Origin of the sequence: uncultured Desulfosarcina sp. (assembly GCF_963664155.2) — a bacterium.
In the GTDB taxonomy this organism is placed as follows: domain Bacteria; phylum Desulfobacterota; class Desulfobacteria; order Desulfobacterales; family Desulfosarcinaceae; genus Desulfosarcina.
In genome coordinates, this window is sequence record NZ_CAXXXH010000001.1 from 1,625,162 (window position 1) to 1,640,670 (window position 15,509).

At 55.8% G+C, this 15,509-nt stretch carries 16 protein-coding genes; 9 read left to right on the forward strand and 7 right to left on the reverse strand.

What is annotated here, in order from left to right; all coding sequences use genetic code 11:
* Nucleotides 1-111: 111 nt before the first annotated feature.
* The 5 genes from ACHZBS_RS07370 to ACHZBS_RS07390 all read right to left on the reverse strand — a co-directional run bounded on the left by ACHZBS_RS07370 (nt 112) and on the right by ACHZBS_RS07390 (nt 2,969).
* On the reverse strand, nt 112-408 hold the full coding sequence (locus ACHZBS_RS07370) for a hypothetical protein (RefSeq protein ID WP_319405855.1): 297 nt from the start codon (nt 406-408) through the stop codon (nt 112-114).
* A 97-nt stretch (nt 409-505) separates the two neighbouring features.
* Nucleotides 506-967 carry a universal stress protein gene (locus ACHZBS_RS07375; protein ID WP_319405856.1) on the reverse strand — a complete coding sequence of 154 codons (462 nt, stop codon included), beginning with the start codon at nt 965-967 and terminating at the stop codon, nt 506-508.
* Between the two features lie 85 nt (nt 968-1,052).
* Nucleotides 1,053-2,015 carry a serine/threonine protein kinase gene (locus ACHZBS_RS07380; protein WP_319405857.1) on the reverse strand — a complete coding sequence of 321 codons (963 nt, stop codon included), beginning with the start codon at nt 2,013-2,015 and terminating at the stop codon, nt 1,053-1,055.
* 32 nt (nt 2,016-2,047) lie between these two features.
* Nucleotides 2,048-2,803: a cytidylate kinase-like family protein gene (locus tag ACHZBS_RS07385; RefSeq protein WP_319405858.1), complete on the reverse strand. Its 756-nt coding sequence runs from the start codon at nt 2,801-2,803 to the stop codon at nt 2,048-2,050.
* A 19-nt stretch (nt 2,804-2,822) separates the two neighbouring features.
* Nucleotides 2,823-2,969, reverse strand: a complete 147-nt coding sequence (locus ACHZBS_RS07390) for a hypothetical protein (protein ID WP_319405859.1) — start codon at nt 2,967-2,969, stop codon at nt 2,823-2,825.
* Between the two features lie 134 nt (nt 2,970-3,103).
* On the opposite strand from ACHZBS_RS07390, the gene ACHZBS_RS07395 reads away from it, so the two are divergent.
* The 9 genes from ACHZBS_RS07395 to ACHZBS_RS07435 all read left to right on the forward strand — a co-directional run bounded on the left by ACHZBS_RS07395 (nt 3,104) and on the right by ACHZBS_RS07435 (nt 12,760).
* Nucleotides 3,104-3,952 (forward strand): HDOD domain-containing protein, encoded by an 849-nt coding sequence (locus tag ACHZBS_RS07395; protein WP_319405860.1) that lies wholly within the window; start codon nt 3,104-3,106, stop codon nt 3,950-3,952.
* 21 nt (nt 3,953-3,973) lie between these two features.
* Nucleotides 3,974-4,318, forward strand: coding sequence for a hypothetical protein (locus ACHZBS_RS07400; RefSeq protein WP_319405861.1), 345 nt, complete (start codon nt 3,974-3,976; stop codon nt 4,316-4,318).
* A 317-nt stretch (nt 4,319-4,635) separates the two neighbouring features.
* Entirely contained in the window at nt 4,636-5,679 is a 1,044-nt protein-coding gene (locus ACHZBS_RS07405) for a hypothetical protein (protein ID WP_319405862.1), read from the forward strand.
* 115 nt (nt 5,680-5,794) lie between these two features.
* Nucleotides 5,795-7,348, forward strand: a complete 1,554-nt coding sequence (locus ACHZBS_RS07410; RefSeq protein ID WP_319405863.1) for an ABC transporter substrate-binding protein — start codon at nt 5,795-5,797, stop codon at nt 7,346-7,348.
* 241 nt (nt 7,349-7,589) lie between these two features.
* Nucleotides 7,590-8,564 carry an ABC transporter permease gene (locus tag ACHZBS_RS07415; RefSeq protein ID WP_319405864.1) on the forward strand — a complete coding sequence of 325 codons (975 nt, stop codon included), beginning with the start codon at nt 7,590-7,592 and terminating at the stop codon, nt 8,562-8,564.
* Nucleotides 8,561-9,481: an ABC transporter permease gene (locus ACHZBS_RS07420; RefSeq protein WP_319405865.1), complete on the forward strand. Its 921-nt coding sequence runs from the start codon at nt 8,561-8,563 to the stop codon at nt 9,479-9,481. Before ACHZBS_RS07415 ends, ACHZBS_RS07420 begins: the two co-directional genes overlap by 4 nt.
* A 4-nt stretch (nt 9,482-9,485) precedes the next feature.
* On the forward strand, nt 9,486-10,475 hold the full coding sequence (locus ACHZBS_RS07425) for an ABC transporter ATP-binding protein (protein WP_319405866.1): 990 nt from the start codon (nt 9,486-9,488) through the stop codon (nt 10,473-10,475).
* On the forward strand, nt 10,472-11,515 hold the full coding sequence (locus tag ACHZBS_RS07430; protein ID WP_319405867.1) for an oligopeptide/dipeptide ABC transporter ATP-binding protein: 1,044 nt from the start codon (nt 10,472-10,474) through the stop codon (nt 11,513-11,515). Before ACHZBS_RS07425 ends, ACHZBS_RS07430 begins: the two co-directional genes overlap by 4 nt.
* A 219-nt stretch (nt 11,516-11,734) precedes the next feature.
* Nucleotides 11,735-12,760, forward strand: a complete 1,026-nt coding sequence (locus ACHZBS_RS07435) for a diguanylate cyclase (RefSeq protein WP_319405868.1) — start codon at nt 11,735-11,737, stop codon at nt 12,758-12,760.
* 212 nt (nt 12,761-12,972) lie between these two features.
* Here ACHZBS_RS07435 and ACHZBS_RS07440 read toward each other — a convergent pair whose 3' ends face one another.
* The gene (locus ACHZBS_RS07440; protein WP_319405869.1) at nt 12,973-14,304 is read right to left on the reverse strand and encodes a pyridoxal phosphate-dependent aminotransferase; all 1,332 of its coding nucleotides are present in this window, start codon (nt 14,302-14,304) and stop codon (nt 12,973-12,975) included.
* A complete protein-coding gene (locus ACHZBS_RS07445) occupies nt 14,304-15,503 on the reverse strand; it encodes an FAD-binding oxidoreductase (RefSeq protein WP_319409071.1) in 1,200 nt (399 codons plus the stop codon). Before ACHZBS_RS07445 ends, ACHZBS_RS07440 begins: the two co-directional genes overlap by 1 nt.
* Between the last annotated feature and the right edge of the window lie 6 nt (nt 15,504-15,509).

Here is a 15,509-nt window from a genome sequence, read left to right on the forward strand (position 1 = left end):
TACGCCGGCAATTTTTGCCCGATCGGTTGGCCCCACTTGCCTATCGATCGGCCCGATGTTCTGCCCGCAGGGCCGCTGCGGGAACGCAGCCGTTTGTGGGTGTTGGCCCAATTATTCTTTCTGGTTTGCGGGCGGGGTGATGCAGGTGCTTTCAAAACGGAGATTGGGTTGGCCGGCGGCATCCAGAAAAAGTAAAATACGGGTTCCACTGCCGCCGGCAAGGACCGGCCATCGGTTTCTCAGTTCCAGGAAATCAAAAGCTCGAAGCGCCTGCTGAAGCAGCGTAATTTCATTTTCCAGGTCGATCTTCTCCGAACCCGCCTTAAAATAGGCTGAAATAGCGGCATTCGTGCGACGCTTCATTTCCGTTTCGATGCAATGGCGCTTGAGATCAAGCTGGATTTTCATCGTTTCCCGGCCCAATAAAAAATACGTGCTGGAATGCAATAGGGTTGGGCTGAGATTATCATGAACGAAGCCGGTAAACAAGCGGCGGGATATGGTGCTATTGAACCACCCAGACGGTGCAGTTGCGGGCATGGCTGACAATCTGTTTGGATACGGAACCAAAAAGAAACTCCTCTTTAGGGGACAATCCCTGCCGGCCCAGCACGATAGTGCCGGCTTCCAGAAATTGCATTTCAGCAAGGATCAGTTGGGCCAGCGAAGGGCCGTCCCGTTCTATGGCGCGGATGGACACATCCCCGGCGTCGACGCCGACGGCAACCAGCATGTCCCGGTATTCGGTGATCCATCTTTCCACCTTTTTCCGGCCGGATTTAATCCACCGTTCACGTTCAAGGGGCGATGAAAAAAAATCCTCTTCCGGTGCGTGAATCACGTGCAGCAGCGTCACCATGAAACCCTTCAGGCCGCCCAGCAGCTCCCCCACATAAGCTACCGCGCGCCTTGAATTTTCCGATCCGTCCACAGCAATGACGATATGATTGTTTTTTAAACGGTTCATTGGGCATTCCTGCACATGGCTTAACCCGGGTGATAAAAAACGTCATGCGCCCAGGCAAGACCGGGCAGCATGGCGGCTGAAACGGTCAGAGGGCAACCTGGGTCATGTCTTCCAGAAGTTGGTCCACATGCTCGTAAAACCAGTTGGCGCCCACCGAAAAATGCAGCAGAATGCGATTGAGCGATTCCGGAATATAGGGATATACTTTCTTCAGGTTGGCCAACCGGTGATTGAAAACAATGTTGCGGTCCTGCGGCCTGAGCATGCCGAAGGACGGATGCTTTTGTTGAAAAAGATCCGGCACGAGCAGATCGCCCTTGCCGGTCAGATAGATCAGGATGTTGCCGATGCCGAAAAGGTCATAGCCGTATATGTTCTCACGGTGTCGATAATTGAAATCGAAATCGATCCAACGGTAGTTGCCGCTCTCCCGATCGATGATGATATGATCCCGCCGGATGTCCCCGTGTTTCTCCCCCTGGCGGTGGAGATAGCCGATGGCCTCGATGCAGGTTTTGAAGTGGTCGAGAATTCCCGGAAAATCATCAAAGAAATAACGTTCATGGCTGCAGGACAGTTCCTCGATAGTGTCGTAGAGTGATTTTCCGTAAATGAAATCCAATACCCGGATGATGTTTCCTTGCGTGTCGGAGGTGGCGAACCCGTGCATGAAATGCGGATGGTTCGCCACCCGTTCCAGAATGCGTGCCTCCTTGCGGGGGCTCCGAAAGCAATCGAAGGCAATGTCGCCGATGTGGGCGGTGAATTTTTCGAAAAAAACCAGTTTGATGATTTTCCGCTGGCCGCTCTCCAGGTCCACGGCGCGCTTCACCCAGAACTTTTCCTGGTCGTCCAGTCCGAAACGCCCTTCCTTGGCATTGTTCAAGATCAGGTATGGATGGCCGGCCAGGACCAGCGCATCCCCATAGTCCACCCGATAAAAATCCGTGGCATCGGTATGGCATCGATACCGGCGACGGTCGGCAAGGCTCGGGAACCAGTCCCCCACGCGCTGCCGTATGGCTTCATCGGTGATGGCTGCCGTCATGGTTGGTTGTCCGGTCTGCTGGCGGGCGATGATCAACCGGCAGTCTTGAATTTTTTATTAAACGCCAGGGTAACGATGTCGGCCACATCCCCGGGATTGGCAAAATGATCCAGGTTCATCACCATATCGAACTCATAGGGGGTCGCCGTTTTTTTACCGAAAACTTTCTTGAAAAACACCGCCTGCTCCTTGTCGATGCTCGACAGTTTCTTCTTGGCGTCGGCCTTGCTGATCCGCATGATATCGGCAATCCGTTTGGCCCGGTAATCATCGGAGCCGATGCAGCGAACGGCCAGCACCCGTTCACGGGGAAGGATCAGATGGGCTCCCCGGCCGACGAATACCGTCGGCTCCAAGCCGGCAATGGCAAAAACGGCGCTGATCAGGTGCCTTGAATAGTCGCTGTCGATAAACGCCTTTTCACCGAAAAGATATTTAAAGGTCCGGTTGACATAGCCAGGGAATCGCTCGTCGAAATAGGTGACGGCCTTTTCACTGATATTGGACTGGTTGGCGATCTGCTCGATCAATTCCCGGTCCGCCACCGTGTATCCCAGTTTCAGGGCCACCATGTCTGCAATCTCCAGGGCACCGACGCCGATTTTCCTGGAAAAGGTAATGCAGGGCCCCAGCTCGGCAGGCACAGCGGCCGTACTCTCCGCCTCTGCCTGGGCCAGCTTCCGGCTTTCCCATATGCGCACATAATGACCCACCCGTTCCTCGGCGCCGGGTTTTCGCTTGGCATATTTTCCCGGCACATATTCTCCACTTAATCCTTTTCCGGCCATGGTGATCTCCTTTCTGTTTTCAGACAAAAACACCCATTGCGCCAATCATTCCATTTTTTTCAGATTGAATCAGCAATGGCTGTGCCAATGGTGTGTATAAAGCTATACTTCCGTTATCTTTGTTTATTTTTACCTTCAAAGAGAAGAATGAAATGCTGAATGTCATGAACCCTGTCAGCTCTTTTTACATCATGGAAAGGGTTGAAGTCCGCGGTTTTCCTGAAGGGTGGGGATAGATGGACCATTAGCTTGAACTCATGATCGAAAAAAGGTAGAGGGAAAAGGAAAGGAGAACGGGCCATGCTGTCATTGGATCGGTTATTGAAGGAAAGCGAACGGATCGAACCCGTACCCCAGGTGATTCATCAACTCATGGATCTGGTGGACGACCCCGAGGTGCCGGTCTCCGAGATTACGGAGCTGATCCTTTACGAACCCGTGGTGACCGCAAACCTGCTCAAACTGGCCAATTCAGCGGCCTTCGGGTTCAAGAAGAAAGTAGACTCGGTGCATGATGCCGTGGTTCTTCTGGGATTGAAACGGGTGGTCGAAATCGTGCTGCTCAACAGCGTAACCAAACCGCTGAAATCCGCCCACCAGGGATACGGCCTCGAGGAGGGACAGCTGTGGAAGCAATCCGTCTCCTGCGCGCTCATGGCCAACGACATCGCTGAAACCATCGAGGCCCCGGGAAAGCACACCGTTTTCACAGCCGCCCTGCTCAAGGATATCGGCGTCATCGTTCTGGACCGTTACATGAATGACGCCATGGAAACGATTCGCAAGGCCATGGAGATCGACAGCCTGAGTCTGGTGGCGGCCGAACGAAAGGTACTGGGCATCGATCATGCCCGTCTCGGCGGGCGGATCGCCGAAAAGTGGAATTTCAGCGAAACACTGGCCGGCACCATTCAAAACCACCATCTGACAGACGAGGTAACCGACATTCCGAAACAGACTGCAATCGTCTACCTGGCCGACTGCCTGTGTTCGATGTCCGGCATTAATGGTGACCTGTTCTGCGGCCACTACGCCCACTATGATCGGATTTGCCAACAACTCGTCCTGTCGGAAGAGAAGGCAAACCGGATCATGTCCGATTTTTATTCCCGCAAGGAAAACATTTACGGCCTGCTGGCCATCCTATAACCCACAGGAGTGTGACAAAAGATGACCCCGTATGAACTATCAAAGCTGATTCACATGGAACTCTCACCCGCCGCCCCCAGGTTGTCGGCGGCGATCAACCGCGCCCTGGTGGATATCGGAGAGGGGTCCGTTCTGGTGGGGCTTGGCCCGGGCATGAATGAAAACGACAATGTCTCCTTCCAGGAATCCGAAACCATCAACACCGTCGGTGGCGATGCCGAGGGGATTCTGGCAAAGATTCACGAGATGATGTGGAAATTGGAAGAGCATTCTTCCTGGAAGGTGATTATCGACAAAAAACCCGGCCGGCCGGGAAAACCCCTCGAACTGCTCTACACCCTGGTTAGGATAAAAGGAGACCTGTAACCGGCGACTCAATAAGGAGCGGGGCGGTCAGAAGACCGCCCCGCAGGCAGAAGGAGTTGGATGAAAGAAGAGGAGGTAACGCTCTACAGCGGCAATCCCCCGATGTGCCGCTGTAAAATGATTATCAGCACCTTCCGGCCCAAACTTTAATTTTTTCATCAATTTTAATGAAAAAAGTAAAAAATGCTATCCTTCCTAATTTTGTTTCATTTTCATTCCAACTCTAATTAAAAAAATATTGCATCTTTAATGCAACTTCGCTATATCCGTTCCATCTTTGTTGGCTCGCGGCAACCTAATTTTCCCCCACATCAGCCATGCGCATTTTTGAAAACATCATCCGTGGAATCATTGAAAACAGCGGCCTGAAGCTGAATACCATCAGCAAGACCTCCGGCATTTCACATACCTACCTGACCAAACTGGTCAAAGACAACATCAACCGGCCGGGCAAGGATAAAATCGCCTCTGTCATGCTGGCCCTGAACTATTCCATCGATGAAATCAACTCGGTCCTGGCCGGATATGACTACCAGGCACTGGACGAGCCGGACATTCCGGAAATCCTGGAAAATAACCGGAAACGCAAAATTCAGGGGAATACCCTTTCGCTCTACGACGACATCCATGTCAAGCTGCTGCTGTCTCCCATGGAGCGGATGGGCGGCACCAAGATCCTGGTGAAAAAAGCGCCCTCGGTCCTGTTCATGCCCGATGAGCTCTATTTAGGGCAAACGCCCGACGCGAACAGGAATGATATGCCTGACAAAAGCTTCTACCATGCATTTACCAGCGCCTTGTTCAAGGAACGCAAAGCGATTTTTCGAAAGAGCTGTGACGAAGGGACCCGGTTCGAGACCTTTATCTGTCGGCATTGCCTGGAAGAATATGTTAAAAAGGTCATGGAGGCGGATCAGGGAAATCAACCCGACCTGGTGCTGCGCTTTTTCGCCAATGCCGCCGCTGCCATCCGGGCCAATCCGGAGCAGCACCGCACCTGGATCATGGAACGCTGCCCCTGGTTCGATTACATGATCCAGGGCGATGACCGCGACGATCCGAAAGTGTTTTTCTTTGGCAAAAAGAGCCATGACTATAGCACAACCCCCGAGCAGGGCAACCTGCAGGGGTTTACCTCGGATTCACCGTCGATGATTGAACTCTTCAGAAAAGAAACCCGGCAGTGCCGCAGCGCCGTCGATCCACGACTGGAAAAAAATTACCCGGACAGCCTGATCCGCTATTTCCGGCAGCTGTTCGCTCCGTACGGATGTGATGAGACGTTTGAATTGTTCATGAACCGGCCGGACCTGGCAGGAACGGCAATCCTCGGGGTTGTTCACCGGCATGGTTCCATCTGATGGATAAATCGCAATCGGCTTGACAACCAAAGGGTGTTTTTCATGAAAACGGCCAGCCGGGTGCATCGACGGATGCGGGGCTGCCACGATCACTACAACCAAGAGGAGGAGTTAAATGAAAAAATGTCTTGCAGTAACCCTGACCCTTGCCGTGCTTTTCAGCTTCGGCACCCTTGCCGGTGCCGCCACATTGAAGGTAGGACTGGACGCCGACCCGGTATCTCTCGACCCCCACGTGCAGCTTTCCGGTGGCATGCTGCAGTATTCCCACTGGGTGTTCGACCCGCTGGTCCGCTATGCCCAGGACATGTCCATCGAACCGCGCCTGGCCACCCGCTGGGAGCGCATCGACGACCTGACCATGCGCTTTTTTCTGCGTGAAGGGGTCAAGTTTCACAGCGGCAACCCCTTTTCGGCCAAAGATGTCAAGTTCACGCTGGAGCGGTTGAAGAAGAGCGTCGACTTCAAGGGCCTTTTCGAACTGTTTACCGAAGCGGCCATCGTCGACGACTACACCATCGACATCAAAACCAAGAAGCCCTATGCCCTGCTGCTGAGGATGTGCACCTACATCTTCCCCATGGACAGCGCCTTCTATACCGGCACGGATGAGAGCGGGCAGCCCAAGGACGCCATCGTCAAGATCGGCCCCTCCTTTGCCCTGACCCACGAATCCGGCACCGGCCCCTATAAGATCGCCGAACGGGAGCAGGGAGTAAAAATGGTCATGGATCGGTTTGCCGACTACTGGGACACCGCCTCGCCGGGCAACGTGGGGCAGATTGTCCTGACCCCCATCAAGGAAGACGCCACCCGCGTAGCCGCCCTGCTCTCCGGTGACGTGGACTTCATCTCCCCGGTGCCCCCCCAGGATTTCAAACGAATCGAAAAAGACCCCAAGGTAAACCTGTTCACCTATCCCGGCGGCCGCATCATCACCGTGCAGCTCAACCAGAAGCGCCGCCCTGAGTTCAGGGTCCAGAAGGTTCGCCAGGCCATCGTTTACGCCATCAACAACGAAGGTATCGTCGAAAAGATCATGAAGGGCACCGCCACTCCCGCCGGTCAACAGAGCCCCAAGGGCTATGCCGGTTACAACGCCAACTGCGTGCCCCGCTACGACCTGAAAAAGGCCAAGGCCCTGATGGCGGAAGCCGGGTTTGCCAGCGGCTTTGAATGCACCATGATCGCCCCCAACAACCGCTATGTCAACGATGAGAAAATCGCCGAAGCCGTGGTGGGCATGCTGGCCAAGATCAACATCAAAGTCAATTTGAAGACCATGCCCAAAGCCCAGTACTGGGATGAGTTCGACGCGCAGGTGGCCGACATGCAGTTGATCGGCTGGCATTCGGATACCGAGGATTCAGGCAATTTTTCCGAATTTCTGGTCATGTGCCCCAACAAGGAGACCGGCTACGGCCAGTACAACAGCGGCAACTACTGCAACCCGGAAGTGGACCGGTTGACCCTGGCCGCCCAGAGTGAGACCGATCTGGCCAAACGCAGTGCCATGCTGCAGAAGATCGAGCAGATCCTCTACGACGATGCGGCCTTCGTCCCGTTCCATTGGCAGAACCACTCCTACGGCGCCAAGAAAAACGTTAACGTGGCCCCGATCATCAACACCATGAATTTTCCCTATTTCGGGGACCTCGTGGTTAAATAGCCAAATGGGGGCAACCTGAAAAACCGCAATGGGAGGACGCAGGGAGAATTTTCAACACGGTCCCCTCATTCATGTTTAACTACATAAGAAATGGCAGATTGTGGTTCAGGCCAAGGCCGCAGGGTTTTCGAACCCGCAGGCGTAGTAGCACTACGTTGAGGATTGCGAAAACCCGAGAACGCCGGCCTGGGCCGCAAGATGCCGTTTCGCTGTATACTCCAAGTTTAAGGGAACGTCTTTTATGTTTGCCTTCGTCGTCAGACGTGTAACCCAGGCAATCTTTGTCATGCTGATCATCAGCCTGGTGGGGTTTTCCATCAAAAACAAGATCGGCGACCCGATCCGGGACCTGGTGGGTGAGCGGGTCACACCGGCCGAGCGGGAGCTGCTGCGGGATAAGCTGGGACTCAACGATCCGTTTGTCACCCAATACCTCCGGTTCGCCAAAAATGCCGTCCAAGGGGATCTGGGGGTGTCTTTTTTCCATAAGAAGCCGGCCCTTGCGGTCATTGCCGCCAAGGCGCCGGCCACCCTCGAGCTGGTTTTCGGTGCGGCGCTGATTATCATCTTCATCTCCCTGCCCATCGGTGTTTTCTCCGCCATCTATCCGCGCAGCGCCTTTTCCCGGTTCACCATGGCGTTTTCCACCCTGGGGGTGTCGGTGCCGGTATTTCTCACCGCCATCGTCCTCATCTATATCTTCTCCGTTGAACTGAACTGGCTGCCCTCATACGGGCGCGGGGAAACCGTCAGCCTGGGCGGATGGGACAGCGGCCTGTTTACCGTGGACGGCATCATGCACCTGATTCTGCCCTGCTTTTCTCTGGCGTCAATCATGCTGCCCCTGTTCATCCGTCTGATCCGCTCGGAAATGATGGAAGTCCTGGAAACCGAATACATCAAGTTCGCCTGGGCCAAGGGGCTGCACCGCAAACGCATCTGGTTTATCCACGCCTTCAAGAACACCCTGCTGCCGGTGATCACCGTATTCGGCGTACAGATCGGCATCATGTTCGCCTTTACCATCCTCACCGAAACAGTCTTTCAATGGCAGGGCATGGGGTTCATGTTTCTGGAAGCCGTTGAACGCTCGGACATCTCTTTGCTGGTGGCCTATCTGATGGTGGTGGGGGCCCTTTTCGTGGTGGTCAACACCGTGGTGGATATCATTTACGGGCTGGTGAATCCCACCATCCGGATTGCGGGAAGAAAATGAAACGAACCTGGCGCCGATTCAAGGCATCCTATCTGCTCTTCAGTTTCAAACAGGACAAGACCGCCATCTTCAGTCTGGCGGTCCTGCTGGTCCTGCTGGTCACCGGCCTGCTGGCGCCGGTGTTCTCCCCCTACGATCCCTATGACCCGGCCAATATCGACATCATGAACTCGGAACTGCCGCCGTCCTGGACCGAAAACGGTGAGGCGGCCTTCCTGCTGGGAACCGACATTCAGGGGCGCGACCTGCTCAGCACCATGATCTACGGCTTGCGGCTGTCGATCCTCATCGGCTGCGGGGCGGTGATCCTGCAGGGGTGTCTCGGCGTTGTCGTCGGCCTGTTGGCCGGCTACCTGGGAGGAAAGATCGACGCCGTGCTCATGCGCATCGCCGACATCCAGCTCTCCTTTCCCTACCTCATGGTGGCCATTTTCATCAGCGCCATCTTTCAACTGGCCTTCGGCATCGGCCGCTATGAGGACCTGGCCGTACCCCTGCTGATCGTCATCATCGGCCTGGCGGAATGGCCGGTATATGCCAGGACCGTTCGGGCGGCGGTCATGGGGGAAAAAAACAAGGAATACGTAGAGGCGGCCAGGGTGATCGGGCTGAACCGCTGGCGGATCATGTTTCGCCACGTGCTGCCCAACACCATGACATCCGTATTGGTCATCTCCACCATTCAGGTGGCCAACGCCGTGATGAGCGAGGCAGCCCTCTCGTTTTTGGGACTGGGCATGCCGGTAACCAAGCCTTCTCTGGGCTCGTTGATCCGATCCGGTTTCGAATACATCTTCTCCGGTTCCTGGTGGATCACCCTGTTTCCGGGAATATTTCTGGTGCTGCTGGTGCTGGTGATCAATCTGTTGGGAGACTGGCTGAGGGATGTACTGAATCCCAAGCTTTATAAGGGATAGTTTTATGTCACACTTACTGGAAGTCAACGACCTCGAAGTCAAATTCGGCCTGAGACAGGGCGATCTGACCGCCATCAACGGCATCAGCTTCAACCTGGACAAGGGCGAACGCATGGGACTGGTTGGCGAAAGCGGGGCCGGCAAATCGGTCACCGGGTTCGCCATCATCAACCTGATCAGCAAGCCGGGTTTCATCTCCGGCGGACGGGTGATATTCAACGGCCAGGATCTGGCGGCACTCTCCGAAGAAGCGATGCGGGAGATTCGTGGCAATCATATCAGCATGATCTTCCAGGATCCCATGATGACCCTGAACCCGGTGCTGACCATCGGCACCCAGATGGTTGAAACCCTGCAGGCCCACCGCAGGATCACCCAGGCCGAGGCGGAAGCCATCGCCCTGGAAAAGCTGAAAAAGGTGCAGATCCCCTCACCGGAAAAACGCCTGGCCCAGTACCCCCATGAATTTTCCGGCGGCATGCGCCAGCGCATCGTCATCGCCATCGCCCTGATCACCGACCCGGAAATCATTATCGCCGACGAACCCACTACGGCCCTGGACGTGACCATCCAGGCCGAAATCATGGATCTTTTACAGCAGCTGTGCGAGTCGGAAGATACGGGGTTGATCCTCATCACTCACGACCTGGGGGTGGTGTCTCAGGTGACCGAAAAGATCGCTGTCATGTACGCTGGAAAAATCGTGGAGTCGGGCCTCACCGAACGGGTGGTCAACAATCCCAAGCATCCTTATACGCAGGGTTTGATCAAGGCCCTTCCCGGCAGCCTGCAGCCCGGCGCGCGCCTGAATCAGATCCCCGGGATGATGCCCACACTGACCGACATCCCGCCGGGATGCGCTTTCAACCCGCGCTGTCCCCTTTGCGAGACCATCTGCCGGAACCAGGAACCGCCATTTATTCCTGTAGACCACCTGACCCGAATGGTGGCCTGCCATATGGTAAAACCCGAGCCCAGCATGGGAACAAGATGACGACCGAACGACCAAACCAGATAAAAACCGATGAAAACGGCCTGCTGGCCCTGAAACAGGTGGTCAAGCATTTCGACATTTCCGGGGGCCTGCTGGACCGCCTGCGGTTGGAAAAGGGCAAACTCCGCCACCGGCGCACCACCGTCAAGGCGGTGAACAACGTGAGCTTCACCATCGCCCCCGGGGAGACCTTCAGCGTGGTGGGCGAGAGCGGCTGCGGCAAATCCACCCTGGCCCGCACCACCCTGGGCATCTACCCGCCCAACAGCGGCAAAATTCTCTATCGGGGAGAGCGCATCGACAACAAGAACGCCCAGCAGATGCTGCCTTTCCGCCGCAAGATGCAGATGATTTTTCAGGATCCTTACGCTTCCCTGAATCCGAGAAAAACCGTCATGCAGACCCTGGAAGAGCCGGTGGTTTTCCACAACCCGTCAATATCGGCGGACCAGGTGAAAGACCGCGTGGCGGCCGTCATGTCCCAAGTCGGCGTCGATCCCAAATGGGCTGCCAGATACCCCCACGAGTTTTCCGGCGGACAGCGTCAGCGAATCAGCATCGCCCGGGCCCTGATGGTGGATCCCGAATTCATCGTGGCCGACGAGCCCGTGTCTGCCCTGGACGTATCCATCCAGGCCCAGATCCTCAACCTGCTCATGGACGCCCAGGCGCAGCGGGGTCTTACCTATATGTTCATCACCCACGACCTGTCGGTAGTGGAACACATCAGCAACCGGGTGGCGGTCATGTATTTAGGTACCCTGTGCGAACTCTCCCCGGCCAAGTCCCTTTTCGAGAGCCCCCGCCACCCGTACACCCAGGCGCTGCTTTCCGCCATTCCCAAACTGGGTCGCAAGAAAAGCGGCCATGTCAAACTGAAGGGCGAGGTACCCACCCCCATCAACCTGCCCGGCGGATGTGTTTTTCACGGCCGCTGCATTTACGCCAACCCGCGATGCGTCGACGAAGTGCCTGAGGCGCGAATCGTTGAAAACAAGGTCATTGTCGCCTGCCATGCTGTGGAGGAGGCACGGATATGAGTTCCGCTGGCGGGCGGCGCTGAACGCCGTCACCTCCCTGGGCCATTGAAATTAAAAATTATGTAGACTTCCAACCTGCCGATATAGGTTCAAGCATAACTGTTGCCGACGCATTGACAAATGGCTTACTGAATTGAGCCAAAACAGACCTTGAAGATTACTGTGCCTAATTTCAAAGAGACCGTTAACAACCTTTTAACCGCAGGTCAACGCAACCGTTTGGGGAATATAACCGAACGCAATATTCAACTGGCCGTGTTGTACAGCGTTGCCGGCATCATCCAGTTTTTCCTCTTTGCGGCCTACTTCCTGAAGCAAGGACGGCTGTACCACAGCCTGTCGCTGTTTTTTTTCGCGGCCTTTTTAATACTGGCCTATCTGTATTTGCGAACGACCGGCAACCACAGGCGATATTTTGACATGGTCGTCTCCATGATGGCCCTGTTCTGCCTTTACATGGTATGCTTGGGCGGAGCAAACAGTTCCGGCCCTTTGTGGGCCTACTTTATTCCCCTGCTGGCATCCTATCTCCAAGGGCTTCGAAAAGGCTTTTTTACCATCTCCGTCATGCTGGCTATGATCCTGATCATATTCTATGGACCTTGGACGTCCATCGGCATCGCTGAATACCCGCCCATATTCAAGGTACGGTTCCTTGGATCACTGACCATGGTCTGCCTGATGGCTTTCACATATGAATACAGCCGCAGCCTCGCCCATAAGGAACTGGTGGTGCTGAGCGAACGGCTGGACCGTGCGGCACGAACGGATGAGCTCACAGGATTGTCCAACCGGCGGGACATGAAGGAAAAGCTCCTTTACGAAATCAACCGATCCGCCAGAAGCCGGCGATCCTTCTGCCTGATGCTGGCAGACATCGACGATTTTAAACAGATCAACGATTCCCATGGCCACGATGCCGGAGACCTGACGCTTCAAGCATTGTCCCGCACCATGAAGGCGGTGCTTCGCAAGCAGGATGTGATCTCGCGTTGGGGAGGAGAAGAGTTCCTTATGCTGCTGCCGGAAACCACCATCACGGATGGCAGGAATACCGCCATCCGGCTTCTGGAAGAAATTTCAGGACAGCGGTTTCCCATCGAGGGGGAATTGCTGTCTCTCACCGTCAGCATCGGACTCGTCCAGTGCGGCCCCGCCGAAGAGTTGGAAAAGGCTATCAGCAAAGCCGATCGCGCGCTTTACCGAGCCAAGAAAAATGGCAAAAATCGGGTAGAAACGATTTAAACCGATCCCATCGTCGATCTCATGTCACGGCAAGGTGTCGGTAGGCAACGAATTAACAGGGTATTTAAAAACTATTGTGCTTGACAATACAGCGTTAAAATTTGGTTCAAAATGCTCATTTATCACACATAAACTCCGCTTTTTCACCAAATTTTGCCTTGTCTTGCCTGCGCTCATGACGCTTTTCAACACCCTGTTAAAAATCAGCAGATTCAGTCCAAGGCGCGCAAGCCCTTTTTATGATCGGCGTCAAACCGCCTCAAGCGTTCCGCCAACTCCCCGAAGCGATCTTTCCCCGTCAACGAAACGCAGGCCCGGATGCCTTCGGTGCGGCTGCTGCCGGTGGTTTCCAGAGAAATAGCGCTGATGCCGTAATAGAGCAGTTCCTCCACCAGTTGGACGCCGGTGAAACCCGAATAGGCAACGGTGAAGTAAAACCCGTCGGCCAGGGGCTGGTCCTCGTCCATGTCATAGACCAGGCAAAAACCGTTTTCCGTGAACAGACGTTTCATCGTCCGGGCACGTTCGCCGTATTCTCTGACCGCCTCGACAAAATTATAGTTGCCGTCGTTGACCGCCTCCAACAGTTTGGCCAGGCCGTACTGGGTGCTGTGGCACACACCGGAGCTCAGCGAATACATGCCGCCGAAGATATAGGCGTACCCGAACCGATCGGTGCCGAACCAGCGAGCCAGACCGTCGCCGGTGGATTCGAACAGGCGATCGGAAATGGCCGTCATGCCGATACGCTGGCCGGCCAGGCTGAAGGATTTCGAACTGGAGATCAGCAGAATATAGTTGTCCGTATAGCGGGCCACCGTGGGGATGAAGGGCGGCACCCCCGGCCGGGAGTAGTCCTGCCTGAAATCCATGCCGAAGTAAGCCAGGTCTTCCAGGGCGATCACATCATAGCGCGTGCACAACTCGCCGATGATGCCCAGCTCTTTTTCCGTGAAACAGATCCAGGCGGGGTTGTTGGGGTTGGAGTACATCAGCGCGCCGATGCGACCCGTCGACAGGTAGGATTCCAGCTTATCCCGCAGCCGGTCACCCCGGAAGTCGTATACGTCGAAGCTCTCCCGGTGCAATCCCAGCACCTGGGCCTGCTTCTTGTTCACGGGAAACCCGGGATCGATGAACAGGATACCGTCCCTGCCCTTGATCCGACGGCCGGTCATCATCATGGAAAGAAAGCACCCCTGCATGGAACCCACGGTGGGCAGGCAGTGGGCCGGTTGCACACGGGTGTCCAGGAATTGCTTCACGAAACGGGAGATTTCGGTCTTCAGGCAGGTGATGCCGTCAAAAGGCGGGTAGATGGCGCCCACGCCCTTTTTCAGCGCATCGATCTCGCCCTCTACGGCAATCTCCGGCGGGGCCATACCCGGGATGCCCATCTCCATACGGATAAACCGCTGCCCGGATGCCGCTTCGATTTCGCCCACCAGCCGGTTCAGTTCACGGATGGAGGCCAGTCCCACGCTGGCCAGCTTGCTTTCACGGATTTTGTCCCGGACGACATCGCCGGGAATCGGGGTTTCCATTACACGAGCCCCCCCTCTGCCAGGGGTTTGCCTTCGAGAATACGCTGGGGATTAAAAATTGACAGATCCAGCGCCGGCGTTTCACCGATGATCAGTTCACTCATGTAGCGACCCACGGCCGGCCCCTGCTGGAGGCCGTGCCCGGAGAAGCCGTTGGCCAGGTAAAAGCCTTTGAGTTCAGGCCATTCACCGAGGATGGCGTTGCCGTCCAGGGTGTTGACCGCATAAAGGCCCGCCCATCCCCGCACCAGCTTCAGCCGCTCGAAGGCCGGAACGAATTCGGCCAGCTCCAACCACAGAATATCCATGAACCGGTTCTGGTCCCAGGTGAAATCGAAGCCCACCGGGTCATCATCCATTGATTTCCCCAAAAGCACCATGCCTCCGGTCTCCGTCCTGAAGTACAATCCCGAGGGCAGGATGGTCAGCGGCAGCGGGCCGTCCGGCTTGACGGCCGTGTCCAGGCAAAAGCACTGGCGCTTGACCGGGTTCACGGGCAGGTCCACGCCGGCGGTTCCGGCCAACGCGGTGCACCAGGCACCGGCGCAGTTGACGACGACCGCGGATGCATAGGTGGCACCGGAGGCCGTCTTGACGCCGGTAATCCGCCCCTTGTCGACCGCCAGTTGGGTCACTTCATCCTCGACGTAAACGGCCCCCTGTGCTCGGGCGTTGACCTTGTACCCCATGAGTACGGCGTAGGCGTCGAAATGCCCGTCCTGAGCCCCGAAGGTGCCGCCGGCCAATCCTTCCGGTGCATACAGGGGATAGTGGGCCATGATCTCGTCCGGCGACCACCACTGGACCTGGCATCCCAAGGCCTGCTGCATCGCCAGGGCCGCTTTGGCATCGGCCGCAGCAGCTTCTTCATAAAGAAACAGGTTGCCTTCCCGGTGATAGGAGATACGGGGACGCTGGCCGGCCACGGTCATGTCGTCTTCGAAGCGTTCCAGCACATTGAAGGCGTACTGCGAGATCTCCACGTTCTGCCTGAGGCTGAACTGGATCCTGGCGTTGACCATGGACAGGGTGGTGGAGGCCCGGGTATAGGCCAGGTCCCGCTCGATAACAGCCACTTTCAGGTCCGGATCCTTGCGGGTCAGATAATAGGCGGTGGTGGATCCCATGATTCCGCCACCGACAATGATGACATCATAACGCTTTTTGCTATCCATGGTCTGGTGTTCTCCTGATAGGATGGCCTG